46 protein-coding genes are annotated in these 25799 nt (G+C 50.6%); 6 read left to right on the top strand and 40 right to left on the bottom strand.

The genetic code is table 11. The features are described from left to right. The first annotated feature begins 402 nt into the window (after positions 1 to 402). Positions 403 to 957, top strand: a complete 555-nt coding sequence (locus QMZ30_RS25505; RefSeq protein ID WP_283229354.1) for a gamma carbonic anhydrase family protein — start codon at positions 403 to 405, stop codon at positions 955 to 957. Here the strand turns inward: QMZ30_RS25505 and QMZ30_RS25500 are convergent. From QMZ30_RS25500 to dprA, 6 genes are read right to left on the bottom strand one after another with little or no spacing between them, the layout of a single operon-like run. After that, on the bottom strand, positions 933 to 1181 hold the full coding sequence (locus QMZ30_RS25500; RefSeq protein WP_039330866.1) for a DUF1488 family protein: 249 nt from the start codon (positions 1179 to 1181) through the stop codon (positions 933 to 935). The two genes, QMZ30_RS25505 and QMZ30_RS25500, sit on opposite strands and share 25 nt — an antisense overlap. Beyond that, positions 1178 to 1996 (bottom strand): shikimate dehydrogenase, encoded by an 819-nt coding sequence (gene aroE / locus QMZ30_RS25495; protein ID WP_283229353.1) that lies wholly within the window; start codon positions 1994 to 1996, stop codon positions 1178 to 1180. The genes QMZ30_RS25500 and aroE overlap by 4 nt, the downstream gene beginning before the upstream one ends. A gap of 3 nt (positions 1997 to 1999) precedes the next feature. Further along, positions 2000 to 2575: an L-threonylcarbamoyladenylate synthase type 1 TsaC gene (gene tsaC / locus QMZ30_RS25490; protein WP_283229352.1), complete on the bottom strand. Its 576-nt coding sequence runs from the start codon at positions 2573 to 2575 to the stop codon at positions 2000 to 2002. Then, complete coding sequence (locus QMZ30_RS25485) at positions 2572 to 3123, bottom strand: DNA topoisomerase family protein (RefSeq protein WP_283229351.1); 552 nt, start codon at positions 3121 to 3123, stop codon at positions 2572 to 2574. The genes tsaC and QMZ30_RS25485 overlap by 4 nt, the downstream gene beginning before the upstream one ends. Positions 3124 to 3147: 24 nt before the next feature. After that, positions 3148 to 3621: a DUF494 family protein Smg gene (smg, locus tag QMZ30_RS25480; protein WP_039330869.1), complete on the bottom strand. Its 474-nt coding sequence runs from the start codon at positions 3619 to 3621 to the stop codon at positions 3148 to 3150. Next, a complete protein-coding gene (dprA, locus tag QMZ30_RS25475; RefSeq protein ID WP_283229350.1) occupies positions 3593 to 4717 on the bottom strand; it encodes a DNA-protecting protein DprA in 1125 nt (374 codons plus the stop codon). Before dprA ends, smg begins: the two co-directional genes overlap by 29 nt. Before the next feature lie 114 nt (positions 4718 to 4831). Between dprA and def the strand changes: the two genes are divergently transcribed. From def to mscL, 5 genes are all read left to right on the top strand, one after another. Next, positions 4832 to 5344 (top strand): peptide deformylase, encoded by a 513-nt coding sequence (gene def / locus QMZ30_RS25470; protein ID WP_039330871.1) that lies wholly within the window; start codon positions 4832 to 4834, stop codon positions 5342 to 5344. 21 nt (positions 5345 to 5365) lie between these two features. Continuing rightward, positions 5366 to 6310: a methionyl-tRNA formyltransferase gene (gene fmt / locus QMZ30_RS25465; RefSeq protein ID WP_283229349.1), complete on the top strand. Its 945-nt coding sequence runs from the start codon at positions 5366 to 5368 to the stop codon at positions 6308 to 6310. Between the two features lie 43 nt (positions 6311 to 6353). Then, complete coding sequence (rsmB, locus tag QMZ30_RS25460; protein WP_283229348.1) at positions 6354 to 7640, top strand: 16S rRNA (cytosine(967)-C(5))-methyltransferase RsmB; 1287 nt, start codon at positions 6354 to 6356, stop codon at positions 7638 to 7640. Positions 7641 to 7671: 31 nt separating this feature from the next. Then, the gene (gene trkA / locus QMZ30_RS25455; protein WP_283229347.1) at positions 7672 to 9048 is read left to right on the top strand and encodes a Trk system potassium transporter TrkA; all 1377 of its coding nucleotides are present in this window, start codon (positions 7672 to 7674) and stop codon (positions 9046 to 9048) included. A 110-nt stretch (positions 9049 to 9158) separates the two neighbouring features. Then, a complete protein-coding gene (gene mscL / locus QMZ30_RS25450) occupies positions 9159 to 9569 on the top strand; it encodes a large-conductance mechanosensitive channel protein MscL (protein WP_039330875.1) in 411 nt (136 codons plus the stop codon). A gap of 16 nt (positions 9570 to 9585) precedes the next feature. On the opposite strand, the gene QMZ30_RS25445 is transcribed toward mscL, so the two are convergent. The 34 genes from QMZ30_RS25445 to QMZ30_RS25280 all read right to left on the bottom strand — a co-directional run. Further along, the gene (locus tag QMZ30_RS25445; protein ID WP_283229346.1) at positions 9586 to 9804 is read right to left on the bottom strand and encodes an alternative ribosome-rescue factor A; all 219 of its coding nucleotides are present in this window, start codon (positions 9802 to 9804) and stop codon (positions 9586 to 9588) included. A 50-nt stretch (positions 9805 to 9854) separates the two neighbouring features. Continuing rightward, complete coding sequence (gene zntR / locus QMZ30_RS25440; RefSeq protein ID WP_039330877.1) at positions 9855 to 10292, bottom strand: Zn(2+)-responsive transcriptional regulator; 438 nt, start codon at positions 10290 to 10292, stop codon at positions 9855 to 9857. Position 10293: 1 nt separating this feature from the next. Next, positions 10294 to 10665, bottom strand: coding sequence for a DnaJ family domain-containing protein (locus tag QMZ30_RS25435; protein WP_283229345.1), 372 nt, complete (start codon positions 10663 to 10665; stop codon positions 10294 to 10296). A gap of 102 nt (positions 10666 to 10767) precedes the next feature. After that, positions 10768 to 11154 carry a 50S ribosomal protein L17 gene (rplQ, locus tag QMZ30_RS25430; protein ID WP_004160560.1) on the bottom strand — a complete coding sequence of 129 codons (387 nt, stop codon included), beginning with the start codon at positions 11152 to 11154 and terminating at the stop codon, positions 10768 to 10770. Between the two features lie 40 nt (positions 11155 to 11194). Further along, entirely contained in the window at positions 11195 to 12184 is a 990-nt protein-coding gene (locus QMZ30_RS25425) for a DNA-directed RNA polymerase subunit alpha (protein ID WP_007891688.1), read from the bottom strand. Between the two features lie 25 nt (positions 12185 to 12209). Beyond that, the gene (gene rpsD, locus QMZ30_RS25420; RefSeq protein ID WP_039330879.1) at positions 12210 to 12830 is read right to left on the bottom strand and encodes a 30S ribosomal protein S4; all 621 of its coding nucleotides are present in this window, start codon (positions 12828 to 12830) and stop codon (positions 12210 to 12212) included. Positions 12831 to 12861: 31 nt separating this feature from the next. Beyond that, positions 12862 to 13251, bottom strand: a complete 390-nt coding sequence (gene rpsK, locus QMZ30_RS25415) for a 30S ribosomal protein S11 (protein ID WP_004160563.1) — start codon at positions 13249 to 13251, stop codon at positions 12862 to 12864. A gap of 16 nt (positions 13252 to 13267) precedes the next feature. After that, the gene (gene rpsM, locus QMZ30_RS25410; RefSeq protein WP_039330880.1) at positions 13268 to 13624 is read right to left on the bottom strand and encodes a 30S ribosomal protein S13; all 357 of its coding nucleotides are present in this window, start codon (positions 13622 to 13624) and stop codon (positions 13268 to 13270) included. Between the two features lie 146 nt (positions 13625 to 13770). Then, positions 13771 to 13887 carry a 50S ribosomal protein L36 gene (gene rpmJ, locus QMZ30_RS25405; RefSeq protein WP_004160566.1) on the bottom strand — a complete coding sequence of 39 codons (117 nt, stop codon included), beginning with the start codon at positions 13885 to 13887 and terminating at the stop codon, positions 13771 to 13773. Positions 13888 to 13919: 32 nt separating this feature from the next. Further along, positions 13920 to 15251 (bottom strand): preprotein translocase subunit SecY, encoded by a 1332-nt coding sequence (gene secY / locus QMZ30_RS25400; RefSeq protein ID WP_039330881.1) that lies wholly within the window; start codon positions 15249 to 15251, stop codon positions 13920 to 13922. 7 nt (positions 15252 to 15258) lie between these two features. Next, positions 15259 to 15693 (bottom strand): 50S ribosomal protein L15, encoded by a 435-nt coding sequence (rplO, locus tag QMZ30_RS25395; protein ID WP_034830738.1) that lies wholly within the window; start codon positions 15691 to 15693, stop codon positions 15259 to 15261. Positions 15694 to 15696: 3 nt separating this feature from the next. Then, on the bottom strand, positions 15697 to 15876 hold the full coding sequence (gene rpmD / locus QMZ30_RS25390) for a 50S ribosomal protein L30 (RefSeq protein ID WP_021186404.1): 180 nt from the start codon (positions 15874 to 15876) through the stop codon (positions 15697 to 15699). Positions 15877 to 15881: 5 nt separating this feature from the next. Further along, on the bottom strand, positions 15882 to 16382 hold the full coding sequence (gene rpsE, locus QMZ30_RS25385) for a 30S ribosomal protein S5 (RefSeq protein WP_007891679.1): 501 nt from the start codon (positions 16380 to 16382) through the stop codon (positions 15882 to 15884). Between the two features lie 14 nt (positions 16383 to 16396). Next, on the bottom strand, positions 16397 to 16750 hold the full coding sequence (gene rplR / locus QMZ30_RS25380) for a 50S ribosomal protein L18 (RefSeq protein ID WP_008104733.1): 354 nt from the start codon (positions 16748 to 16750) through the stop codon (positions 16397 to 16399). A gap of 9 nt (positions 16751 to 16759) precedes the next feature. Continuing rightward, positions 16760 to 17293: a 50S ribosomal protein L6 gene (gene rplF, locus QMZ30_RS25375; RefSeq protein ID WP_283229344.1), complete on the bottom strand. Its 534-nt coding sequence runs from the start codon at positions 17291 to 17293 to the stop codon at positions 16760 to 16762. Positions 17294 to 17305: 12 nt separating this feature from the next. Next, on the bottom strand, positions 17306 to 17698 hold the full coding sequence (gene rpsH / locus QMZ30_RS25370) for a 30S ribosomal protein S8 (protein ID WP_039330888.1): 393 nt from the start codon (positions 17696 to 17698) through the stop codon (positions 17306 to 17308). 32 nt (positions 17699 to 17730) lie between these two features. Further along, the gene (rpsN, locus tag QMZ30_RS25365; protein ID WP_007891666.1) at positions 17731 to 18036 is read right to left on the bottom strand and encodes a 30S ribosomal protein S14; all 306 of its coding nucleotides are present in this window, start codon (positions 18034 to 18036) and stop codon (positions 17731 to 17733) included. A 14-nt stretch (positions 18037 to 18050) separates the two neighbouring features. Continuing rightward, positions 18051 to 18590 (bottom strand): 50S ribosomal protein L5, encoded by a 540-nt coding sequence (gene rplE, locus QMZ30_RS25360; protein ID WP_006120591.1) that lies wholly within the window; start codon positions 18588 to 18590, stop codon positions 18051 to 18053. A gap of 14 nt (positions 18591 to 18604) precedes the next feature. Next, entirely contained in the window at positions 18605 to 18919 is a 315-nt protein-coding gene (gene rplX, locus QMZ30_RS25355; RefSeq protein WP_039330891.1) for a 50S ribosomal protein L24, read from the bottom strand. Positions 18920 to 18929: 10 nt separating this feature from the next. Beyond that, a complete protein-coding gene (rplN, locus tag QMZ30_RS25350) occupies positions 18930 to 19301 on the bottom strand; it encodes a 50S ribosomal protein L14 (protein WP_006120590.1) in 372 nt (123 codons plus the stop codon). Positions 19302 to 19470: 169 nt separating this feature from the next. Further along, positions 19471 to 19725, bottom strand: a complete 255-nt coding sequence (rpsQ, locus tag QMZ30_RS25345) for a 30S ribosomal protein S17 (protein WP_008104738.1) — start codon at positions 19723 to 19725, stop codon at positions 19471 to 19473. Continuing rightward, a complete protein-coding gene (rpmC, locus tag QMZ30_RS25340) occupies positions 19725 to 19913 on the bottom strand; it encodes a 50S ribosomal protein L29 (RefSeq protein WP_039330894.1) in 189 nt (62 codons plus the stop codon). Before rpmC ends, rpsQ begins: the two co-directional genes overlap by 1 nt. After that, the gene (gene rplP / locus QMZ30_RS25335; protein ID WP_015962145.1) at positions 19913 to 20323 is read right to left on the bottom strand and encodes a 50S ribosomal protein L16; all 411 of its coding nucleotides are present in this window, start codon (positions 20321 to 20323) and stop codon (positions 19913 to 19915) included. Before rplP ends, rpmC begins: the two co-directional genes overlap by 1 nt. Before the next feature lie 12 nt (positions 20324 to 20335). After that, positions 20336 to 21034 (bottom strand): 30S ribosomal protein S3, encoded by a 699-nt coding sequence (gene rpsC / locus QMZ30_RS25330; RefSeq protein ID WP_039330895.1) that lies wholly within the window; start codon positions 21032 to 21034, stop codon positions 20336 to 20338. A gap of 17 nt (positions 21035 to 21051) precedes the next feature. After that, entirely contained in the window at positions 21052 to 21384 is a 333-nt protein-coding gene (rplV, locus tag QMZ30_RS25325; protein ID WP_007891659.1) for a 50S ribosomal protein L22, read from the bottom strand. Between the two features lie 13 nt (positions 21385 to 21397). After that, positions 21398 to 21676 (bottom strand): 30S ribosomal protein S19, encoded by a 279-nt coding sequence (gene rpsS / locus QMZ30_RS25320; protein WP_001138115.1) that lies wholly within the window; start codon positions 21674 to 21676, stop codon positions 21398 to 21400. Positions 21677 to 21692: 16 nt separating this feature from the next. After that, positions 21693 to 22514: a 50S ribosomal protein L2 gene (gene rplB / locus QMZ30_RS25315; protein WP_034830746.1), complete on the bottom strand. Its 822-nt coding sequence runs from the start codon at positions 22512 to 22514 to the stop codon at positions 21693 to 21695. 17 nt (positions 22515 to 22531) lie between these two features. Beyond that, positions 22532 to 22834, bottom strand: a complete 303-nt coding sequence (rplW, locus tag QMZ30_RS25310) for a 50S ribosomal protein L23 (protein ID WP_007891652.1) — start codon at positions 22832 to 22834, stop codon at positions 22532 to 22534. Beyond that, entirely contained in the window at positions 22831 to 23436 is a 606-nt protein-coding gene (gene rplD, locus QMZ30_RS25305) for a 50S ribosomal protein L4 (protein ID WP_034830751.1), read from the bottom strand. The genes rplW and rplD overlap by 4 nt, the downstream gene beginning before the upstream one ends. Before the next feature lie 10 nt (positions 23437 to 23446). Further along, positions 23447 to 24073 carry a 50S ribosomal protein L3 gene (rplC, locus tag QMZ30_RS25300; RefSeq protein ID WP_039330898.1) on the bottom strand — a complete coding sequence of 209 codons (627 nt, stop codon included), beginning with the start codon at positions 24071 to 24073 and terminating at the stop codon, positions 23447 to 23449. A gap of 32 nt (positions 24074 to 24105) precedes the next feature. Next, the gene (gene rpsJ / locus QMZ30_RS25295) at positions 24106 to 24417 is read right to left on the bottom strand and encodes a 30S ribosomal protein S10 (protein ID WP_006120582.1); all 312 of its coding nucleotides are present in this window, start codon (positions 24415 to 24417) and stop codon (positions 24106 to 24108) included. 319 nt (positions 24418 to 24736) lie between these two features. Beyond that, entirely contained in the window at positions 24737 to 25222 is a 486-nt protein-coding gene (gene bfr, locus QMZ30_RS25290) for a bacterioferritin (protein ID WP_039330900.1), read from the bottom strand. A 101-nt stretch (positions 25223 to 25323) separates the two neighbouring features. After that, positions 25324 to 25518: a bacterioferritin-associated ferredoxin gene (gene bfd / locus QMZ30_RS25285; protein ID WP_039330903.1), complete on the bottom strand. Its 195-nt coding sequence runs from the start codon at positions 25516 to 25518 to the stop codon at positions 25324 to 25326. Positions 25519 to 25697: 179 nt separating this feature from the next. After that, the coding region (locus tag QMZ30_RS25280) for an EF-Tu C-terminal domain-related protein (RefSeq protein ID WP_500797208.1) at positions 25698 to 25799 on the bottom strand (102 nt) is incomplete at its 5' end.

The following is a 25799-nucleotide window of genomic DNA, read 5'->3' as shown; positions in this document are numbered from 1 at the left end:
TTTTACGTCCGGAGACGTTGATATCAATCCTGCGAGTGCCCACACAGATTGTCTGATAAATTGTTAAAGAGCGGTGCAATCAGCGCCTTAAGCTGCTGTTGCGAGGTGGCGTATATTACGCCTTCCTCCTTCAGAGTCAAACACTTTTTTCAGTGTTTTTCTCCGGCGGGGTGAATCACTTCACTCCCTGCTGAGCCGTCTGCGTTGCCGCTTTGCCGTCTCAGTGGTGGCGCATTATAGGGATCCGAATTATTTGCACAACCCCTTTTTTCGATCTTTTTAATCGACTGGCGAGTTTTCGTTCTTTTCGCTGCGATCGCGAGCGATCCGCTCAAAAATCATCTTGTTTGCCAGCCCTATAAGCCGCAGGCTAGGTATATAAAGTGCAAAAGGAGAAAGATCATGTCAGAAGCCCTACGACCTTATAAGAACCATTTTCCGCAAACTGGCGATCGCGTCATGATCGATCGCAGCAGCGTGATAGTGGGCGATGTGCAGCTAGCCGATGATGTCAGCATCTGGCCGTTGGTTGCTATTCGTGGTGATGTGAACAAAGTGGTGATAGGTAAAAGAAGCAATATCCAGGATGGCAGCGTATTGCACGTCACGCACAAGTCCACCAGCAACCCAGAAGGTTATCCATTACTGATTGGGGAAGACGTGACGGTGGGCCATAAAGCCATGCTGCATGGTTGCAGTATTGGCGACAGAGTATTGGTTGGGATGGGATCGATTTTGCTTGATGGCGTAATTGTAGAAGAGGATGTCATGATTGGTGCCGGCAGCCTGGTGCCACCCGGCAAACGACTGGAAAGCGGCTATCTCTATGTCGGCAGCCCGGTTAAGCAGGTTCGCCCATTGAGCGAAGCTGAAATTGCGGGCTTACTTTATTCATCAAACAACTATGTTGGCTGGAAGAATGAATATCTCGATCAGGAGAGCCAGATCCAGCCTTGATCGTTGATCTCATCTGCACGGATCAGCTGTTCAGCTTCCTCTTCCACATCCCAGCGATGAGCGCAAAACAGCGCCATCGCTTCTCCAGAACCAAATCGGGTGTGCAGCGCTTCAGATGGGATGGCGCAAGTGAATCCCATTCCCTGAACCAGAACGGGAAAAACGATCGCTTGTTTCTCCTCATCCCAGTTTTCACGATCGGGAAAGTGGATCGCCTGATTCACTGTTGCATCGCTTGCTTTAATTGAGCAATTACCGGCGTGATCTCCGGCATCGTGCCATGCCACAGCTGGAAAGCATGCGCAGCCTGCCCCACCAGCATGCCCAAGCCATCAGCAAGCTGGTGTGCGCCATGCTGCTGGCACCACAGCAAAAATGGCGTTAGCCCCTGCTGATAGAACATGTCGTAACAACGAGTCTGTGCGGAAATCAATGTATCCGGCAACGGCGGAACTTTGCCATCGACGCCACTGGAGGTGGCATTAATAATGAGGTCAAACGCGTTGCTGGATAAATCAGTAAAACGTGCAGCCTGAATATTCCCACTATGCTGGAATATCTCTGCCAACTCCTCAGCACGTTCAACGGTACGGTTGGCCACCACAACAGAACACCCCATAGAAAGCAGAGGCAAAATCACACCACGCGCTGCACCACCCGCTCCCACTAATAGAATACGATCGCCAGGGCTAATCATCTCTAATCGCTGCAGGTCGCTCAGCAGGCCGATGCCATCGGTATTATCGCCGAACACGGAGCCATCCGCTCTTTTTTTCAGAGTATTAACCGCACCGGATAAGGCTGCGCGTTCACTCAGCTCATCAGCGAATTCCCACGCTTGTTGCTTGAATGGAAGCGTGACGTTAGCGCCCTTGCCGCCAGCGGCAAAGAAGTCACTGATTGATAGCAGAAAGCCATCAAGCGGGGCGCAAATACGGCCATAGGTGTGATCAATACCTGTTTGCTCGGCAAAAAGGCCATGAATAAACGGGGATTTGCTGTGCGCAATGGGATGACCAAAAACGGCAAAATGTTCCATGAATTAACCCTGACGAATAAGTTCGCCACTGATAACGTCGCGAATCTCTGAAGGATTGAGTCGCCCCCCTGTGGCAGCATGCAACACTGGGAAGTCAGTACCGAACTGCTGTGCGACCTCTTCAGCATTACGGCATGGAGGCTCACCAGACAGATTTGCACTGGTCGATACCAAGGGTTTGCCAAAGCCTCGACATAACGCTTGTACATCAGGATGGTCGCTCACGCGGATAGCCAGCGAATCAAAACGACCAGTTAACCAGCGCGGGGTGTGGGGCGTCGCCGGAACTACATAGGTGACGGGTCCAGGCCAGCTGGCAAACATACGCTCACGCTGCACAACAGTGAGTTCACGATCGGCGATATAAGGTTCCAACTGCGCGTAATCGGCAGCAATTAAGATCAGTCCCTTTTCAACTGGGCGCTGTTTAAGCGCCAGCAACGCCATCACCGCACTTTCGCTATCGGGGTCACAGCCCAGACCGAAAACGGCTTCGGTTGGATAAGCAATCACTGCCTGCTGCTGGAGTTGCTCAATGCAGAAATCAAGCGAGCCTGGTAAATACTGATGTTGTTTCATGATGATTCGTCCTGAGCTATGGGTTTGCCACAGCGTTTGCTGGCGCAAAAGCGCTTCATGCCTTGTGCGGTTTTCTTCTCAATGAGCAATGGGAACTGGCAGTGTGGGCATACACCGTCAACCGGTGTGGCGTTGATGGCAAACTGACAGTCTGGGTAGCGGTCACAGGAATGAAAGGTTTTGCCGTAGCGTGAACGCCGCTGTACCAATTTCCCACTTTGACACTGAGGGCAAGCGATCGCGGTTTCGTCAGGCTTATCGATGATTTCGGTATAATCACACTCTGGATAGTGACTACATCCGACAAACATACCAAACCTTCCCTGACGCAAAACTTTGTCCGCACCACATTCTGGGCAAGCATGCCCTTCAAGAACTTTGACAATGTGTCCATCACCCTGGCTTTTCAGCGGGCGAATGTAGTCGCAGGTTGGATAATTGACACAGCCAAGAAAAGGGCCATGTTTACCGGCACGTATCACTAAATCTGCCCCGCAAGCGGGGCAGGGATCGTGTTTACGCACGGAGAATAGTGCTGATTTACTCATAATTCCGACTGTATTAATCGCAAATTAATGCAGCATACCTTCATTGACGTCGAATAGCAGTTCTTCCATCTGCTGATAAGCGTTTTCACATCCAGGGATATTAAACAACACCATCAGCACCACCCATTTGAGGTCTTCCAGATCGAACTCCAGGGTATCAAGGGCCATAACACGTTCGATGACCATCTCGCGCGTTTCCATATTCAGCACCTGAACTTGCTCCAGGAACAAAATAAAACCGCGACACTCGGCATCTAAACGCTGGTTTTCCTCTTCCGTGTAGATTCGCATAGAGAGCGGATCGGTAGCCAGCAACACTGGCGGGACCAGACCATCCTGATAATCCGCTAACCGCTCAAGCCAATTCAACGCATTGTAGATATCTTCACGATGAAAACCTGCATCGGTTAAATCATCGGTCAATTTATCCTGGTCAACGCGCATTTCAGCTTCGTTGTGGATATAGGTCTCAAACAAGTACATAAGTACGTCGAACATGGCATGCCCTCCTCAATCGGACATAGCCGCCGGGTACAGCTGCGATCCATCCTGCTAACTCCAGCTCCAGCAACTGGGCTGAGATAACTGGCACAGGTTGGCCGGCACGTTCAGCGACGACGTCAACAGGTGTAACCTCATCACCTACGTTAGCCAACACGCTAGCAAATGGCAATGGAACATCGTCACTGTCTTGTGAATATATTGTTTCTGTTGTGGTTGCTGGCAGCCATTCAAGCGCGGAGTGTAAATCTTCAAGAATGTTATTGGGGTGTGCGACCAATAGTGCGCCCTGCTGGATTAACCAATGCGTCCCCTCACATCCCTTATTCCCGAGTGCACCGGGCAGCGCATAGACATTGCGATTTTGTTCCAGTGCATAGCGTGCCGTGATCAGTGAACCACTTTTTAGCGAGGCTTCGACCACCAGCACCCCTTGGCTTAAGCCACTGATAATGCGATTCCTGCGCGGAAAGTTCAGCGGATGCGGTATCGTATTGAGCGGGAACTCTGACACCAGCGCGCCCTCGTTATCTATGATTTCCTTTGCCAGTGACTGATGGCTTTTGGGATAGACCTGTTGCAATCCACTGCCCAGCACCGCAACCGTTTTTCCCTGCGCCTCCAGTGCGGCACGGTGCGCAATACCATCGATGCCGCGCGCGAGTCCACTGGTTATCACCAACCCACTCAGCGATAACTGCTGTGAAAACCAGTGCCCCCATTGTTTGCCATAATGTGAACAATATCGGCTACCGACTATTGCCAGCTGCGGCTGCAGCAAAACATCCGTATTTCCCTCGACATAAAGTAATACGGGACGCTGGCTGATTTCCGTTAGCCGAGCAGGAAAACGCGTATCAACACAGGCAATCAAATGGTGCATCGGGTCCTGCAACCACTGTTGCGTGCGTTCCAACTGCCGCGGGCAAAGATCGTTGAATTGCTGGCGCTGTATGTCATTTAAACCAAGATGGCGTAGAAACTCATCATCCAGGGACATATTGGTCTGCAGACACTGCGCTAAATCCATCGCGCGATGGCCGCGCAGCCCTTTGACATTTGCTAGCCTGAGCATCCCTTCAACTCTCTCCATGCTGCACTCCGTTCAGCCCGCTATCATGCGGGGCAATGCTGTCAATCAGGCATCAAAAAGTCTACAATATGAGGAAGTAATCTTTTTCTTTAACGCATACAGATCTGGATATTTATGTCAGTTTTGCAGGTATTACATTTCCCTGATGATCGCCTTCGTAAAATCGCTGCGCCCGTAGCGACGGTTAATGCTGACGTTCAGCGCATCGTCGACGACATGTTTGAAACCATGTACGCCGAAGAAGGCATTGGCTTAGCGGCCACTCAGGTCGATATTCATCAACGCATCATCGTCATCGATGTTTCTGAAAATCGCGACGAGCGCTTAGTGTTAATCAATCCCGAACTGCTGGATAAAGGTGGCGAAACCGGTATTGATGAGGGTTGCCTCTCAATTCCTGAACAGCGTGCTTTTGTGCCGCGTGCGGAATGGGTCAAAGTGCGGGCGCAAGATCGTGACGGTAACAGTTTCGAGTTAGAAACCGATGGCCTGTTAGCGATCTGTATTCAGCATGAGATCGATCATCTTGATGGCAAGCTGTTCATCGATTATCTGTCACCGTTGAAGCGCCAGCGCATCAAACAGAAACTGGAAAAGCTCGCCCGCATGAACGCACGCGAAGCCTGAGTACTAACAGAAGGTTAAACTGTGTCTGCACCGCTAAAAATCATCTTTGCCGGTACACCTGACTTCGCAGCGCGTCATCTTGACGCGCTGCTTGCTTCTGAGCATCAGGTGATTGGCGTATTCACCCAGCCCGATCGTCCAGCAGGACGGGGGAATAAACTCACCCCAAGCCCGGTTAAAGTTCTGGCGCAGGCACATGATGTTCCCGTGTTTCAGCCAAAATCATTAAAGCTTGAAGAAAATCAGCATCTGGTGGCTGAACTGAAAGCCGATATCATGGTTGTGGTGGCCTACGGTTTGATTCTGCCAAAAGCGGTGCTTGATATGCCGCGCCTGGGTTGCATCAACGTGCACGGTTCGCTGCTACCACGCTGGCGTGGAGCGGCGCCCATTCAACGTTCACTCTGGGCTGGAGACCGTGAAACCGGTGTGACTATTATGCAAATGGATGTTGGCCTTGATACTGGCGACATGCTACATAAACTTTCCTGCCCTATTACCCCTGAAGACACCAGCGCCTCGTTGTATGACAAGCTGGCGCAGCTTGGGCCACAGGGCATGCTCGACACACTGGAGCTGCTAGCTAAGGGTAGTGCGCAACCAGAAGTGCAAGATGAAGCACTGGTTTCATACGCTGAGAAGTTGAGTAAAGAAGAGGCCCGCCTCGATTGGTCTCTTTCTGCTGCTCAACTTGAACGCTGTATTCGTGCCTTCAACCCGTGGCCGATGAGCTATTTTCTGGTCGATGAGCAACCTGTCAAAGTCTGGCAGGCCAGCGTCTTACCTCATCAGAATAAGCAACCAGGCGAGATCATCCATGCCGATAAAAACGGCATTCAGGTTGCAACCACTGACGGTGTACTGAATCTACTGTCGCTGCAACCGGCAGGCAAAAAGGCAATGTCCGCACAAGACCTGCTCAATTCGCGTCGTGAATGGTTCACCACTGGCACCATTCTGGCCTGACCCTCAGCCCGGTTCTTACCGGGCTTTTGTTTGATGAATGAATATGAAAAAAGCAACCAACCTGCGTAGCCTCGCCGCGCAACTGATTGAACGCGTAGTCGATAAGGGGGAATCGCTAAGTGCCATTCTGCCTGGTGCGCAAAAAAGTCTGGCAGATAAAGACGGTGCGTTGCTGCAGGAAATCTGCTTTGGCGTCATGCGCACGCTACCTCAACTCGAAGCGTTAATTGGTAAGCTGATGGAGCGCCCGTTAACCGGCAAGCAGCGTGTGCTGCATTATCTGATTATGGTTGGCTTGTATCAGGTGTTATACACCCGTGTTCCCGCTCACGCCGCGCTGGCAGAAACCGTTGCCGGAGCCGAAGTGCTGAAACGCACTAATTTAAAAGGTTTGATCAACGGCGTACTCCGTCAGTTCCAGCGTCAGCAAGAAACGCTGATGGCTGAGGTAGACCAAGGGCCACAGCGTTACTGGCATCCGGGTTGGTTATTGAAACGACTGCAAACTGCCTGGCCTGAAAACTGGCAGCAGATTGTGGAGGCGAATAATCAGCGCCCCCCGATGTGGCTACGCGTCAATCGCCAGCATCATAGCCGAGATGCATGGCTGGAATTGTTACAAGCCGAAGAAAAAGTCGCATTCGTCGGCGATGCGCCAGACGCTCTGCGTCTTGAATCACCGGCACCCGTCAGTCAACTCCCGGGCTTCGAGCAGGGCTGGGTTACGGTGCAGGATCTTTCCGCACAGCGCTGCGCCCTGCTGCTTGAGCCGCAAAATAACGAAAGCATCCTCGATCTCTGCGCCGCGCCTGGCGGTAAGACCACGCATATTCTGGAAATCGCACCACAGGCTCAAGTGCTGGCAGTGGATATCGATGAACAGCGTCTCACTCGCGTGCATGAAAACTTGCAGCGATTAGGTATGAAAGCAGAGGTGCGCCAGGGTGACGGGCGTACACCGTCAGACTGGTGTGGCGAGCAGCAGTTTGATCGCATTTTACTGGATGCGCCCTGCTCTGCAACGGGCGTCATCCGCCGCCATCCCGATATCAAATGGCTGCGACGCGATCGTGATATTGCAGAACTGGCCACTCTACAAGGGGAAATTCTGGAAGCTGTCTGGCCACGTCTGAAATCCGGCGGAACCTTAATTTATGCGACCTGCTCAATTTTGCCTGAAGAGAACCATCAGCAGATCGCAACGTTCCTGACGAAGCACAAAGATGCGGTCGCGGAAAAGGTACCAGAAGGCCAAATTAACGGCTGGCAAGTATTCCCCAGCGTAGATGGCGGTGACGGCTTCTTTTACGCTAAGTTAATGAAAAAATAGTGCAGCGCATTCTGACAAGAGCGATCCAACGATGAAAATCATTATCCTCGGCGCCGGGCAAGTAGGCGGTACACTCGCAGAAAATCTGGTGAGTGAAAATAACGACATCACCGTGGTCGATACGGATGCAACACGTCTGCGGGCACTGCAGGACAAATTCGACCTGCGCGTTGTGCACGGCCATGGTTCCCATCCACGCGTACTGCGTGAGGCCGGAGCAGAAGATGCCGATATGTTGGTCGCCGTGACCAATTCTGACGAAACCAACATGATCGCTTGTCAGATCGCTTACTCGCTTTTTAATACGCCAAACCGCATCGCGCGTATTCGCGCAGCCGAATACCTGCGTGATGCGGAAAAATTGTTCGTGCCAGAAGCCGTTCCGATTGACCACCTCATTTCGCCTGAGCAGCTGGTGATCGACAACATTTACCGCTTGATTCAATATCCAGGCGCTTTACAGGTAGTGAATTTCGCCGAAGGAAAAGTCAGCCTCGCGGTGGTGAAAGCCTATTATGGTGGCCCTTTGGTCGGAAATCCGTTGTCCATACTGCGTGAGCATATGCCGCACATCGACACGCGAGTCGCCGCAATTTTTCGCCAGGATCGCCCTATTCGCCCTCAAGGCTCAACCATTGTTGAAGCCGGAGACGAAGTGTTCTTTATCGCCGCCAGCCAGCACATTCGCGCGGTAATGAGTGAAATGCAGCGTCTGGAGAAGCCTTACAAACGTATTATGTTAGTCGGCGGTGGCAACATCGGCTTTGGGCTTGCGCAGCGCCTCGAAAAACAGTACAGCGTGAAGTTGATCGAACGTAATCAACAGCGCGCTGCTGAGTTGGCGGAACGTTTGCACGATACCGTCGTGTTTTACGGTGATGCCTCAGATCAGGAGTTACTGGCCGAAGAGCATGTCGAACAGGTCGATCTGTTTATTGCCGTCACCAACGATGACGAAGCCAATATCATGTCGGCCATGTTGGCCAAGAAGATGGGCGCCAAAAAGGTAATGGTGTTGATCCAGCGCCGCGCTTATGTCGATCTGGTACAAGGCAGCGTGATCGATATTGCGATCTCCCCACAGCAAGCGACGATCTCGGCCCTACTGAGTCACGTGCGTAAAGCCGACATTGTCGGTGTCTCATCATTACGACGCGGCATCGCTGAAGCGATTGAAGCGATCGCTCATGGTGAAGAGACAACCTCGCGCGTGGTGGGCCGCCTAATTGAAGATATCAAACTCCCGCCGGGAACCATTATTGGTGCGGTTGTACGTGGGGATGATGTGATCATCGCTAACGACAATGTCCGTATTGAACAGGGCGACCATGTAATTATGTTCCTGACAGATAAGAAGTTTGTCCCCGATGTCGAGCGCCTGTTCCAGCCGAGTCCTTTCTTCCTTTGATCGTGGCGGGCGATTGCCCGCCGTGATAATTCTGCTTAATCCGTTGTGATAATGGCAATTGCACAAAGGTTTGTTAGACTTTAGCCATTGGCCAAGGCAAGGAGATAACAATGAGTTTATTCAAAGAGTTTCGTGATTTTGCAATGCGTGGGAACGTGGTTGACCTGGCAGTCGGTGTCATTATCGGTGCCGCTTTCGGTAAGATTGTTTCATCACTGGTTGCTAACATCATCATGCCGCCACTGGGCTTGCTGATTGGCGGCGTCGATTTCAAACAGTTTAAGTGGGTACTAAAACCCGCTGAAGGTGATATCCCTGCAGTGGTGATGGAGTACGGCACTTTTATTCAAACCATCTTTGATTTTGTCATCGTAGCCTTCGCTATCTTTATGGCAATCAAAGTCATGAACAAGCTGTATCAGAAAAAAGAAGTGGAAAAACCAGCACCAAAACCAACCAATGAAGAAGTGTTACTCACTGAAATCCGTGATTTACTGAAGCAACAAAACACCAAAGTGTAATAACAAAGCCGCCCGCTCAGGCGGCTTTTTTGACCGTAAAGCAGAAGGCCAGTGGTAAACTTTTTTGCTTACCACTGGCCTCCCAGTTCCCGCCTTTTGCATGTTTATCTTTGCGTCGATAACTGCCTTTCCCTTTATGATTCTGCTCAACTCGCTGACGAAATAGCGGGTCATGAAGCAGTGCCTCAATGGCATTTTCGTTAATCTTACCTTTTCGATGCTGATAGCGACTCATAATGTCCTCCAGTGAATGATGGCGAAACTATAGGCTTTCCCGTGTGGAATTCAATCCTTGCTACAACAAATTTCTGCATGCGGTTCTTCTCCTTTTTCCAGTGCTTCAAGGATAGAGCAACAGGCACTGCTGTGCTGATCGCCGCAGCAGGTCTCGGCTAAACGTTCCAGTGAGCGCTGCATGATTTGCAGTTCTGCGATCATGCCATTCACTTCCTCTAAGCGCTTAGCGACGATCGCTTTCGATTCCTGGCAAGTGTGATGTTCAGGATCGATACGGATCGATAACAGACCACGGATCGAATCCAGACTAAACCCAAGCTGTCGCCCATAGCGGATAAAGCGCAGACGCTGCAGATCTTCATCACTGTAAAGACGGAACCCACCCTGAGTGCGAATGTCATGATCCATCATTTGCTGTTTTTCATAAAAACGGATGGTGTCGGGTGTGACATCAGCAAGTTTTGCCAGTTGGCCAATTTTATACACGCTACTTCTCCTGCTGCAGACGCTGACTAATGGATTCGCGATAGTCACCGCGTAAAAAGTCGGTGCTCATCCCGGCCTGACGCAACTGCATCTCTAACAAAGTGAGTTTTTTATGCAGACTTTCAGCTTGCTGATCGGCGGGATCCAATTGACGTAAAAGATCGTTGATCTTCAGCGCTTCGCGCCGCATTGCCAGTTCAGGAGGTAAGAAGCCGGCGTTTTTCAGCAAACGGTAGGCGCTGCGTAGTTCAGGTGGCACAGCACTATCATCATCCAACTGCAAAGGCGCACCTTCTCCAGGCAGATTACTCAGTTCACCTTTTTCCTGCGCGGCGCGGATGTGCTGTTCTACCAGTTGATCGATAAACCACATAATGAACTCCTGCTAAAAGTACAGTGTTCAGCATAGCGAAAGAGGAGAGGAATGACAGGCAATAAAAAACCCGCCGAAGCGGGTTTTCTACGTTGTTACAGATTACTCTGCAACAGCTTCTGCTTGAGCTTCTGGACGATCAACCAGCTCGATGTAAGCCATCGGAGCGTTGTCACCAGCACGGAAGCCACACTTCAGAATACGAGTGTAACCACCGGCACGGCTCGCGAAACGCGGGCCCAGCTCGTTAAACAGTTTTGCCACGATCTCGTTATCACGAGTGCGGGCGAATGCCAGACGACGATTAGCTACGCTGTCGGTCTTGGCAAGAGTAATCAGCGGCTCAACTACGCGACGCAGTTCTTTGGCTTTCGGCAGAGTCGTTTTGATGATCTCATGACGAACCAGAGAACCGGCCATGTTGCGGAACATAGCCTGACGATGGCTGCTGTTGCGGTTCAGTTGACGACCACTCTTACGATGGCGCATGACCTTATCCTTCTCAGTGAAACCTTAACCTGTGATCTGATTATTCATCAGCAATGCTTGCTGGTGGCCAGTTTTCCAGGCGCATGCCCAGAGACAAACCACGTGAAGCGAGCACATCTTTAATCTCAGTAAGAGATTTTTTACCAAGGTTAGGCGTTTTAAGCAGCTCAACCTCGGTACGCTGTACCAGATCACCGATGTAGTGGATAGCTTCTGCCTTAAGGCAGTTAGCAGAGCGGACAGTCAATTCCAGATCGTCAACAGGGCGCAGCAGGATCGGATCGAATTCTGGTTTCTCTTCTTTTACTTCCGGCTGACGTACATCACGTAAGTCAACGAAAGCTTCCAGTTGTTCTGCCAGGATGGTTGCCGCACGACGAATCGCCTCTTCAGGATCGATTGTGCCGTTGGTTTCCATTTCGATGACCAGCTTGTCCAGGTCGGTGCGCTGTTCTACACGCGCTGCTTCAACATTGTAGGCGATACGGTCTACAGGGCTGTAGCAAGCGTCAACCAACAGACGGCCGATTGGGCGCTCATCTTCTTCCGAATGAATTCGGGCAGAAGCCGGCACATAACCACGACCACGCTGAACTTTGATACGCATGCTAATAGATGCGTTTTCATCGGTCAGATGGCAGATCACATGCTGCGGCTTGACGATTTCGACATCACCGTCGTGGGTGATATCGGCTGCAGTCACAGGGCCAATGCCAGATTTATTCAAGGTGAGAATAACTTCATCTTTACCCTGAACTCTTACCGCCAGCCCTTTCAGATTGAGCAGGATTTCCAGGATATCTTCCTGTACGCCCTCTTTGGTGGAGTACTCGTGCAGCACGCCATCAATCTCAACCTCGGTCACCGCGCAACCCGGCATGGAAGAAAGCAGAATACGGCGCAGTGCGTTGCCAAGAGTATGGCCAAAGCCACGCTCTAACGGCTCAAGGGTCACCTTGGCGTGCGTCGAACTCACTTGCTCGATATCTACCAGGCGCGGTTTTAGAAACTCTGTCACAGAACCCTGCATTGTGTCCTCTCTTTGGTACTAAGCTTTACTTAGAGTAAAGCTCGACGATCAGGTGTTCGTTAATGTCCGCAGACAGATCAGTACGTTCAGGCATACGCTTGAACACACCTTCCATCTTGGTCGCATCAACTTCCAGCCAGGTTGGCTTTTCACGCTGCTCAGCCAGCTCCAGAGCGGCCTTCACGCGAGATTGCTGTTTGGCTTTCTCACGGATGCTTACGACATCATTCGGAGATACCTGATAAGAAGCGATGTTAACAACGCGACCGTTTACCAGGATAGATTTATGGCTAACCAGCTGACGTGCTTCTGCACGAGTGGCGCCAAAGCCCATACGGTAAACAACGTTATCCAGACGACCTTCCAGCAGAGCCAACAGGTTTTCACCGGTGTTGCCTTTCAGACGTGCTGCTTCTTTATAGTAGTTACGGAACTGACGCTCCAGCACGCCGTAGATACGACGAACTTTCTGCTTCTCACGCAACTGGCCGCCGTAGTCAGACAGACGCGGTTTACGCGCACCATGCTGACCAGGTGGTTGTTCAATTTTGCACTTGGTATCGATCGCGCGAACGCCAGACTTAAGGAATAAGTCGGTGCCCTCACGACGGCTCAGCTTGAGCTTAGGACCCAAATATCTTGCCATTTTCTTTCTCCAACTAACCTAAAAACGGGCGTTAAACGCGACGTTTTTTCGGCGGACGACAACCGTTGTGAGGGATTGGAGTCACATCAGTAATATTAGTGATGCGGAAACCAGCAGCGTTCAGAGCACGAATAGTTGATTCGCGACCCGGACCTGGACCCTTAACCATAACTTCCAGATTCTTAATACCGTAATCTTTCACTGCTTCTGCACAGCGCTCTGCAGCTACCTGAGCAGCAAACGGAGTAGATTTACGTGAACCGCGGAAACCGGAACCACCGGCGGTTGCCCAACCCAGTGCGTTACCCTGACGATCAGTGATGGTAACGATGGTGTTGTTAAAAGATGCATGGACATGAGCCACGCCATCTGAGACTTGCTTTCTTACACGCTTGCGTGCACGAACTGGTGCCTTTGCCATTATTTACTCACCCCGATTATTTCTTGATCGGTTTACGCGGACCCTTACGGGTACGTGCATTGGTCTTAGTACGCTGACCGCGAACTGGCAGACCACGACGATGGCGTAAACCACGATAGCAACCAAGGTCCATCAGACGCTTGATGCTCAGGGTGATTTCACGGCGCAGATCACCTTCAACAACGAATTTACCAACTGCTTCACGCAGCTGTTCAATTTGTTCTTCAGACAGCTCTCTGATCTTAACATCTTCGGCGATGCCCGTTGAAGCGCAGATGGCTTTAGAACGGGTTTTGCCGATTCCGAAAATCGAAGTTAATGCGATTACGGTATGTTTTTGATCAGGAATGTTAATGCCTGCTATACGGGCCACTATGCACTCCTATAATTAAATAAATGCGTCCCATGCTGAAAAGCCCGTTTTCAGGATACTCAAATGGTAACGCATCGACATACAAAAGATTGGCTGGCTAATCTAGCCAGCTCAACCCGACTTTGCAAGAAAAATATGTGACTATATCAGCCTTGGCGTTGTTTATGCTTTGGCTCGGCGCTGCAGATCACACGTACGACACCGTCGCGACGGATGATTTTGCAGTTACGACATAATTTCTTGACGGAAGCACGAACTTTCATTTTTACTCTCCGTAACTTCTCAAGCGCCTGAATTAACGGCTGTAGCCTTTCAGGTTAGCTTTCTTCAATGCAGACTCATACTGACTCGACATCATCAGAGTTTGCACTTGAGCCATAAAGTCCATGATGACAACCACTACGATAAGCAGCGATGTGCCGCCAAAGTAGAAGGGAACCTTCATGGCATCACGCATGAACTCCGGGATCAGGCAGATAAAGGTAATATACAGTGCGCCGATTAAGGTCAGACGTGTCATTACTTTATCGATATACTTCGCCGTTTGCTCTCCCGGACGAATTCCCGGTACGAATGCACCAGACTTCTTCAGGTTATCTGCTGTTTCACGTGGGTTGAATACCAACGCCGTGTAGAAGAAACAGAAGAAGATGATTGCAGTCGCATAGAGTAGCACATATAGCGGCTGTCCTGGTTGCAAATACAGCGAAATTGTTGTCAGCCAGTTCCAACCGGTACCGCCCCCGAACCATGACGCGATGGTTGCTGGGAACAGAATAATGCTGGAAGCAAAAATAGCCGGGATTACACCCGCCATATTCACTTTCAACGGTAAATGTGTGCTCTGTGCAGCATATACACGACGACCTTGCTGACGTTTAGCGTAGTTGACCACAATGCGGCGCTGGCCACGCTCAACGAAAATAACAAAGAACGTCACTGCAAATACAAGAACTGCAACCAACAGCAACAGAAGGAAGTGCAGGTCACCTTGCCGCGCTTGCTCGATGGTATGGCCAATGGCCGGCGGGAGACCCGCAACAATACCTGCGAAGATAATGATCGAGATACCGTTACCGATACCTCGTTCAGTAATCTGTTCGCCCAGCCACATCAGGAACATTGTCCCGGTAACCAGACTTACAACAGCGGTAAAGTAGAATGCGAAACCTGGATTCATCACCAGGCCTTGCATTCCAGGCATATTCGGCAGACCGGTAGCAATACCGATCGACTGGAATACAGCCAGAACCAGGGTGCCATAGCGAGTGTACTGGCTAATCTTACGACGACCAGCTTCACCCTCTTTCTTAATCTCGGCCAACGCTGGATGAACCACCGTCAGCAACTGGATAATAATAGAGGCCGAAATATACGGCATAATACCCAGTGCAAAGATTGAGGCACGACTGAGAGCACCACCAGAGAACATGTTAAACATTTCAATGATGGTGCCACGCTGTTGCTCAAGCAGTTTGGCAAGTACAGTGGCATCGATACCGGGGATTGGAATAAAAGAGCCAATACGGAAGACAATCAGTGCACCGATTACAAACAACAGTCTGCGCTTCAGTTCACCAAAGCCACCTTTGGCACTTTGAAAATCTAATCCCGGTTGCTTTGCCATCTGCTACTTATTCCTCGATTTTACCGCCAGCAGCTTCGATCGCAGCACGAGCACCTTTGGTGACACGTAGACCACGAATCGTTACCGGAGCAGAAACTTCACCAGACAGAATCACTTTCGCGAATTCGATCTGAACACCGATGATGTTAGCTGCTTTCAAAGTATTCAGGTCAACAATACCGCCTTCAACTTTCGCCAGGTCAGACAGACGAACTTCTGCAGTGACCATTGCTTTGCGAGAGGTGAAACCGAATTTCGGCAGACGACGGTACAGAGGCATCTGGCCACCCTCGAAACCGCGACGTACGCCACCGCCAGAACGAGAGTTCTGACCTTTGTGACCACGACCACCGGTTTTACCGAGACCAGAACCGATACCACGACCCAGACGCTTAGAAGCGTGTTTAGACCCTTCGGCCGGAGACAGAGTGTTTAAACGCATCTCTTACTCCTCCACTTTCAGCATGTAGGAAATCGCGTTAACCATACCGCGTACAGCAGGCGTGTCTTCACGCTCAACGGTATGACCAATACGACGCAGACCCAAGCCAACCAGAGTGGCTTTGTGCTTAGGCAGGCGGCCGATTGAACTGCGGGTTTGTGTAATTTTAATAGTCTTAGCCATCGTGATTACCCCAGAATTTCTTCAACGGATTTACCACGCTTGGCAGCGACCATTTCTGGAGAATTCATATTGCCCAGGCCATCGATAGTTGCACGAACCACGTTAATCGGGTTAGTAGAACCATACGCTTTAGCCAGAACGTTATGTACTCCAGCGACTTCTAAAACAGCGCGCATAGCACCGCCGGCGATGATACCGGTACCTTCAGAAGCCGGCTGCATGAACACACGAGAACCCGTGTGAGCACCTTTAACAGGGTGCTGCAGGGTGCCGTGAGTCAGCGCGACGTTAATCATGTTGCGACGGGCTTTTTCCATCGCTTTCTGGATCGCTGCTGGAACTTCACGCGCTTTACCGTAACCAAAACCAACGCGGCCGTTACCATCACCCACTACAGTCAGTGCGGTGAAGGAGAAAATACGACCACCTTTTACAGTTTTAGAAACACGGTTTACCGCGATCAGTTTTTCCTGCAGTTCGCCAGCTTGTTTCTCGATGTTTGACATCTTAGACCTCTACCTTAGAACTGAAGGCCAGCTTCACGGGCAGCATCTGCCAGTGCCTGGACACGACCATGATATTGGAACCCGGAACGGTCGAAAGAAACATTAGTAATGCCTTTCTCGACAGCGCGCTCAGCCAGAGCTTTACCTACAGCTGCAGCAGCGTCTTTGTTACCGGTATACTTCAGTTGTTCGGCAATAGCTTTTTCTACAGTAGAAGCAGCAACCAAAACTTCGGAACCGTTCGGGGCGATCACCTGTGCGTAGATATGACGCGGGGTACGATGTACCACCAGGCGAGTAGCACCCAGCTCTTTGAGCTTGCGACGTGCACGGGTCGCACGACGGATACGAGCAGATTTCTTATCCATAGTGTTACCTTACTTCTTCTTAGCCTCTTTGGTACGCACGACTTCGTCGGCGTAACGAACACCCTTGCCTTTGTAAGGCTCAGGACGACGGTAGGCGCGCAGATCCGCTGCAACCTGACCAATCAGCTGCTTATCAGCGCCTTTCAGCACGATTTCAGTCTGAGTTGGACATTCAGCAGTGATGCCGGCCGGCAGTGCATGGTCAACAGGGTGAGAGAAGCCCAGGGCCAAGCTCACAGAGTTGCCTTTAACAGCTGCACGATAACCAACACCAACCAGTTGCAGCTTCTTGGTGAAGCCTTCGGTAACACCGATAACCATGCCGTTCAGCAGCGCACGAGCAGTACCTGCCTGTGCCCAAGCGTCCGCAAAACCTTCGCGTGGAGCGAAAGTCAGGGCGTTGTCTGCATGCTTAACTTCTACAGCACTGTTGATAGTACGAGTCAGCTCGCCGTTTTTGCCTTTGATCGAAATTTCCTGACCGTTGAGTTTTACCTCTACGCCCGCAGGAACAACGACAGGTGCTTTTGCAACACGAGACATTTTATCCTCCGATTACGCTACGTAGCAGATAATTTCGCCACCAAGACCAGCTTGGCGCGCTGCACGATCAGTCATGACACCTTTAGAGGTAGAGATTACAGCGATGCCCAGACCAGCCATTACTTTTGGCAGCTCATCTTTTTTCTTATAGATGCGCAGACCTGGACGGCTAACACGCTGAATGCTCTCTACCACAGACTTGCCCTGGAAATACTTAAGAGTCAGTTCCAGTTCAGGCTTGGTGTCGCCTTCGATTTTAAAATCTTCAATGTAGCCTTCTTCCTTCAGCACGTTGGCAATTGCCACTTTCAGCTTGGAGGAAGGCATAGAGACCGCAACTTTGTTCGCGGCTTGACCGTTACGGATACGGGTCAGCATATCCGCGATCGGATCTTGCATGCTCATCTGTGTTACTCCCGTGATTCAAATGGTGACAATTACCAGCTAGCCTTTTTCAGACCCGGGATTTCACCGCGCATTGCGGCTTCACGGACCTTGATACGGCTCAACCCAAACTTCCGCAGGAAACCGTGCGGACGACCTGTCTGACGGCAGCGGTTACGCTGACGGGAAGGGCTGGAATCACGCGGCAGACTCTGCAGCTTAAGAACAGCATCCCAACGGTCTTCGTCGGATGCGTTCACATCAGAAATGATCGCTTTCAGCTCAACGCGCTTTGCGAAGAACTTGTCTGCTAATTTTACACGCTTAACTTCGCGTGCTTTCATAGATTGCTTAGCCATTAAGTAACCCTACCTTACTTGCGGAACGGGAAGTCAAAGGCAGCCAGCAGAGCACGGCCTTCATCATCAGATTTCGCAGTAGTGGTAATGGTAATATCCAAACCACGAACGCGATCGACTTTGTCGTAGTCGATTTCTGGGAAGATGATCTGCTCACGAACGCCCATGCTGTAGTTACCACGACCATCGAAAGACTTAGCGGACAAGCCACGGAAGTCACGAATACGTGGAACAGCAATAGTGATCAGACGCTCAAAGAACTCCCACATGCGCTCGCCGCGCAGAGTTACTTTACAGCCGATCGGATAGCCCTGACGGATTTTGAAGCCTGCAACTGATTTGCGTGCTTTGGTGATCAACGGCTTTTGACCGGAGATTGCTGCCAGGTCTGCTGCTGCGTTATCCAGCAGTTTCTTGTCAGCGATCGCTTCACCAACACCCATGTTCAGGGTGATCTTCTCGACCCGAGGGACTTGCATGACAGAATTGTAGCCGAACTCAGACATGAGTTTCTGGACTACTTCGTCTTTGTAGTAATCATGCAGTTTCGCCATCGTACTACTCCAAATTACTTGATAGTTTCGCTATTAGACTTGAAGAAACGGACTTTTTTGCCTTCTTCGAATCTAAAGCCTACACGGTCAGCCTTGCCGGTTGCCGCATTGAAGATTGCAACGTTAGAAACCTGAATAGCAGCTTCTTTTTCAACGATGCCGCCTGGTTGGTTCAGAGCCGGGACAGGCTTCTGATGTTTTTTAACCAGGTTGATACCTTCAACGATGACCTTACCAGAAGTCAGGACATTCTTTACTTTACCGCGTTTACCTTTATCTTTGCCGGTAAGCACGATAACTTCGTCATTGCGACGGATTTTCGCTGCCATTGCTCGCTCCTTAGAGTACTTCTGGTGCCAGAGAGATAATTTTCATGAACTTTTCAGTACGAAGTTCACGAGTTACCGGCCCAAAAATACGCGTACCGATAGGTTGCTCGCTGTTATTGTTTAAAATAACGCATGCATTACCATCGAAGCGAATGACAGAACCGTCCGGGCGACGAACACCCTTCCTGGTGCGCACCACTACCGCCTTCAGGACATCACCTTTTTTCACCTTACCACGTGGAATTGCTTCCTTGATGGTAACTTTGATGATATCGCCGACGCCTGCGTAGCGACGGTGCGAGCCACCCAGAACCTTGATACACATTACGCGACGTGCACCGGAGTTGTCGGCGACGTTCAGCATAGTCTGTTCTTGGATCATTTTAGTGCTCCGCTAATGTCAACTACTACTTCGGGACCCAAACCTCAGGTCGTTAAAAAGCCCCATAATTGAGGGCGCGGCATTATAACACCGGTTCTCGCAGATGGGTAGAAAAAATGAACGGCTCAGACGAGCCGTTCATTTTATTTTTTAGAGGAAACGGATTCTATTACAGAACCGCTTTCTCTACAACGCGAACCAGAGCCCAAGACTTAGTCTTAGACAGTGGACGGGTTTCGCGGATTTCTACCACGTCACCAATTCCACACTCGTTGTTCTCGTCATGGATGTGCAGCTTAGTCGTACGCTTGATGAATTTACCGTAGATCGGGTGCTTCACGACACGTTCGATAGCAACAACTGCAGACTTCTGCATTTTGTCACTAATAACACGACCCTGCAGAGTACGGATTTTATCGGTCATTACGCCGCCTTCTCAGTCAGTAAAGTCTTAACACGTGCAACATCACGGCGCACTTGCTTCAGCAGATGGGTCTGCTGCAGCTGGCCAGATGCTGCCTGCATGCGCAGGTTAAACTGCTCACGCAGAAGGTTAAGAAGCTCAGTGTTCAGCTCTTCAACGCTTTTTTCACGCAGCTCATTTGCTTTCATTACATCACCGTCTTAGTTACAAAGGTGGTTTTGATAGGCAGTTTTGCTGCTGCCAGCTTGAAGGCTTCACGGGCCAGCTCTTCAGATACACCGTCCATTTCATACAGGACTTTACCTGGCTGGATCAGGGCAACCCAATACTCCACGTTACCCTTACCTTTACCCATACGCACTTCGAGCGGCTTCTCGGTGATTGGTTTGTCCGGGAATACACGGATCCAAATCTTACCTTGACGCTTAACTGCACGGGTCATAGCACGACGTGCTGCTTCGATCTGACGAGCAGTCAGACGACCACGGCCAACAGCTTTCAGACCGAAAGTACCGAAGCTGACATCCGTACCTTGCGCCAGACCACGGTTGCGGCCTTTGTGCACTTTACGGAATTTCGTACGCTTTGGTTGTAACATCAGCGACTCTCCTTACTTACGGCCTTTACGCTGCTGCTTTTTAGGTTGAGCAGCCGGTTCCGGTTGTTCAACAGCAGCCATACCACCCAGGATCTCACCTTTGAAGATCCATACCTTAACGCCGATTACACCATAAGTGGTGTGCGCTTCAGAGGTGTTGTAGTCAATGTCTGCACGCAGAGTGTGCAGTGGTACGCGACCTTCACGGTACCATTCGGTACGTGCGATCTCGGCACCGCCCAGACGGCCGCTGACTTCAACTTTAATACCCTTCGCGCCCAGACGCATTGCGTTCTGTACCGCACGCTTCATAGCACGACGGAACATCACACGACGCTCCAGCTGTGAAGTGATGCTGTCAGCAACCAATTTAGCGTCCAGTTCCGGCTTACGGACTTCGGCGATGTTGATCTGTGCAGGAACGCCAGCGATTTTCGCGACGACCGAGCGCAGTTTTTCTACGTCTTCACCTTTCTTACCGATAACGATACCCGGGCGAGCGGTGTGAATGGTCACACGGATGCTCTTAGCCGGACGCTCGATAACGATACGAGATACAGACGCTTTAGCCAGTTCCTTAGTAAGGAACTGACGTACTTTAAAATCGCTGTCCAGGTTGTCAGCGAATTCTTTGGTGTTCGCAAACCAGGTAGAGTTCCATGGTTTTACAATACCCAGGCGAATACCATTAGGATGTACTTTCTGACCCATTGCTAGTCTCCAGAGTCTCAGCGATCGGACACAACCACAGTAATGTGGCTGGTGCGCTTCAGGATGCGATCTGCACGACCTTTCGCACGCGGCATAATGCGCTTCATGCTTGGGCCTTCGTCTACGAAGATTTTCGCGACTTTCAGATCGTCGATATCAGCGCCATCGTTGTGTTCGGCGTTCGCAATGGCAGATTCCAGTACTTTCTTAACCAACACAGCAGCTTTCTTGTTGGTGTAAGTCAGAATATCCAGAGCCTGCGACACTTTCTTACCGCGAATCAGGTCAGCAACAAGGCGGACCTTCTGAGCAGAAGAACGAGCATGGCGATGTTGAGCAATAGTTTCCATCTCTTCCTCCTACTTATTTCTTCTTGGCTTTCTTATCTGCAGCATGGCCGCGATAAGTACGTGTCGGTGCAAATTCACCCAGTTTGTGGCCGACCATTTCGTCGGAAACAAAGACAGGAACGTGCTGACGACCATTATGGACAGCGATGGTCAAACCGATCATGTTAGGGAAGATCGTTGAACGACGGGACCAAGTGCGCAGGGGCTTCTTGTCACCGCTTTCCACCGCTTTCTCTACCTTCTTCAGCAAGTGCAGGTCAATAAAAGGACCTTTCTTGAGAGAACGTGGCATGGCTTATCCTCTAAAATTATTTGCTACGGCGACGTACGATAAATTTATCAGTACGCTTGTTGCTACGGGTCTTCTTACCTTTGGTCTGAACGCCCCACGGAGTTACCGGGTGCTTACCAAAGTTACGACCTTCACCACCACCGTGCGGGTGATCGACTGGGTTCATCGCAGTACCGCGAACGGTAGGACGAACACCACGCCAACGGGTTGCACCAGCTTTACCCAGAACGCGCAGCATGTGCTCAGCGTTACCGACTTCGCCCAGGGTTGCGCGGCAGTCGATTTCGACTTTACGCATTTCGCCAGAACGCAGACGCAGGGTTACGTAGGAACCATCACGCGCAACGATCTGCACGTAAGTACCAGCTGAGCGAGCAATCTGACCGCCTTTGCCTGGTTTCATTTCTACGTTGTGAACGGTAGAACCCACCGGGATGTTACGCATAGGCAGGGTGTTACCCGCTTTAATCGCAGCATCAACGCCAGATTGAACCTGATCACCAGCTTTCAGGCCTTTAGGGGCCAGGATGTAACGGCGCTCGCCATCTTTGTACAGAACCAGTGCGATGTTCGCAGAACGGTTCGGATCGTACTCAAGACGCTCAACAACTGCTGGGATACCATCTTTGTTGCGTTTGAAGTCAACAATACGGTAAGCCTGCTTGTGACCACCACCGATATGACGGGTAGTGATACGACCATTGTTGTTACGACCACCGGATTTGCTGTTTTTTTCTAACAGCGGAGCAAAAGGTTTGCCCTTGTGCAGCTCTGGGTTCACCACTTTAACTACGTGACGACGACCCGGAGATGTCGGTTTACATTTAACAACTGCCATTGTCTTTCTCCTCCGACTTACTCAGCGCCGCCGACGAAGTCCAGGTTCTGGCCTTCCTTCAGGGTGACGTAAGCTTTTTTCCAGTCGCTACGACGACCGATACGCTGTCCGTGACGCTTAACTTTACCCTTAACAACCAGGGTGTTTACGTCTTTAACTTCAACTTCGAACAGTTTCTCAACAGCAGCAACGATCTCTGCTTTGGTCGCGTCTTTAGCAACTTTGAGAACGATGGTATTGGTTTTTTCCATCGCAGTAGATGCTTTTTCAGATACGTGCGGCGCGCGCACGACTTTCAGCAGACGTTCTTCACGGATCATGCCAGCATCTCCTCAACTTGCTTAACTGCTTCCGCAGTCATAACGACTTTGTCGAAGGCGATCAGGCTAACTGGGTCGATACCCGCTGCATCACGCACGTCAACCTTGTACAGGTTACGCGCAGCCAGGAACAGATTCTCATCCAGTTCGCCGGTGATGATCAGCACGTCTTCCAGCGCCATGTCTTTCAGTTTCTGTGCCAGCAGCTTGGTTTTCGGTGCTTCTACAGAGAACGTCTCGACAACGATCAGACGGTCCTGACGTACCAGTTCGGACAGGATGCTTTTCAGCGCGCCGCGGTACATCTTTTTGTTAACTTTTTGACTGTGGTCCTGTGGACGCGCAGCGAAGGTCACGCCACCTGAACGCCAAATCGGGCTCTTTACAGAACCTGAACGCGCACGGCCGGTACCTTTCTGGCGCCAAGGCTTTTTGCCTGAACCAGTTACTTCAGCACGAGTTTTCTGCGCACGAGTACCCTGACGAGCACCAGCGGCATAAGCAACAACAACCTGGTGAACCAGCGCTTCGTTGAAATCACGACCGAAGGTAGTTTCGGAAACAGTCAGCGCGCTCTGCGCGTCTTTCAGTACTAATTCCATTGCTATCCCCTTACGCCTTCACAGCTGGTTTAACAATCAGGTCGCTGCCGGTTGCACCCGGTACAGCACCTTTGACCAGCAGCAGGTTGCGCTCAGCGTCAACACGTACCACTTCCAGGCTCTGAACGGTTACGCGCTCATTACCCAGCTGACCAGCCATTTTCTTGCCTTTGAACACTTTGCCCGGAGTCTGGTTCTGACCGATAGAACCCGGAACGCGGTGAGACAAGGAGTTACCGTGTGTAGCGTCCTGGGTACGGAAGTTCCAGCGCTTAACGGTACCTGCGAAACCTTTACCTTTAGAGGTACCGGTAACGTCTACTTTTTTAACTTCAGCGAAGATTTCAACACTGATGCTCTGGCCTACTGAGTACTCTTCACCTTCGGTGCGGAATTCCCACAGACCACGGCCAGCTTCAACGCCAGCTTTAGCAAAATGACCTGCTTCTGGTTTGCCAACACGGTTTGCTTTTTTAGCACCGGTGGTCACCTGGATAGCTTGGTAACCGTCGTTTTCCAGGCCTTTGACCTGAGTAACGCGGTTTGCTTCAACTTCGATTACGGTTACTGGGATTGAAACGCCATCTTCAGTGAAGATGCGGGTCATGCCCACTTTTTTACCGACTAAACCAATCATTGTATCAACCTCTCAATCGCTCGATGACCTGATTAACCCAGGCTGATCTGCACGTCAACACCGGCAGCCAGATCCAGACGCATCAGTGCATCAACGGTTTTTTCAGTTGGCTCAACGATGTCTACCAGACGCTTGTGAGTGCGAATTTCGTACTGATCACGCGCGTCTTTGTTAACGTGCGGAGAGATCAGAACGGTAAAACGCTCTTTGCGAGTTGGCAGCGGGATCGGACCACGTACCTGCGCACCAGTGCGCTTGGCAGTCTCAACGATTTCCGCGGTTGATTGATCGATCAGGCGATGATCAAACGCTTTAAGACGGATACGGATTCTTTGGTTCGACATGAGACCAAGGCTCCAAACATTTTATAAACGAAAAGAATTACTACCCACACCCATTACGATTGATGGAGGAGTGTAATCGTTCAGCATATAACTCCCCAATCGGGAGTATTGTCAGGCGATACATCACTCGCTATCGCCTGCGATTCTGCTCGAATCGCGCCATACCAATATCGGCAGGCCCGCGCATTATACGCAAATCAGTTCAGGAAGCAACCCGTGATGCGTTTTTAACCACATCATTTCAACTTAAAGACAAAAAAGCCTGTACCGATCGGATAACGACCCGTACAGGCTCACGACATTGCTAATGCAAAATGGGTTAGTCCGCGTGCTCTTCTTGTTGTAATTGGGCCTGCAGGTAATTCTGCAACCCGAGTTTTTGTACCAGGTCGAGTTCTGTCTCCAGCCAGTCGATGTGATGTTCTTCTTCACTCAGAATCTCAATCATCATGTCACGGCTTACGTAGTCATGAACTTTGTCCGCATAGGCGATGGCTTCACGTAAATCCTTCGCCCCTTCCAGCTCCAACGTCAGATCGGATTGCAACATCTCCGGGACATCTTCACCAATGCGCAGCCTGCCCAGATCCTGAAGATTGGGAATGCCTTCAAGAAACAGAATGCGCTCGATGTACTTATCCGCGTGCTTCATTTCATCAATGGATTCGTGATACTCGACATTGTTGAGGCGAATCAGCCCCCAGTTTTTGAACATACGCGCATGAAGAAAGTACTGATTAATCGCAACCAGTTCATTCCCCAGCAGTTTATTGAGATGCGTTATGATTTTGCTGTCGCCCTTCATTTTGCTTCCTCCGCTTCCAGGTAAATAGATCGTAGATGCGGATAAAAAGAAGTCAAAAAAACTGGACAGTTTTTGTGGTTATTAAGGTCTTGAAGGAATAATCAGGCTATCTCTTTGTACAGAGGCACCTTCTGCAACTCGTCATCCATGATCTCACGCGCCACGCGAATACACTTGCCGCACTGTTTCCCGATAGGGACCAGCTGGCGCAAATGCTGAATGGATTTGGGCTGATAACGACGAACAACTTCGCGGAGGGTTTTATCACTCACGGCATTACACAGACAGACGTACATTTACTGCATGCTCCAGTACAATTTCTGATCAAAGTGTAAATGAGAATGGTTTTTATTTCAAACTTAGCTTTTGTGTGGTTTTTCTATCTGTCATGAAAATTTGACGAAAAAAAAGAGCACCGCAGTGCTCTTCTTTCGTGCTGCGGTGGCTACCTAAGCAGCCACCGGCATTAACGCAATTAAGCGATAATTTCAGCAACAACGCCCGCACCAACAGTACGGCCGCCTTCACGGATTGCGAAACGCAGACCCTGATCCATAGCGATTGGCTTGATCAGAGT

It is taken from the genome of Pantoea sp. EA-12, assembly GCF_030053355.1.
GTDB lineage: Bacteria > Pseudomonadota > Gammaproteobacteria > Enterobacterales > Enterobacteriaceae > Pantoea > Pantoea vagans_C.
Note: the sequence above shows the minus strand (reverse complement) of the source record. Positions and strands in the feature narration are given on the sequence as shown.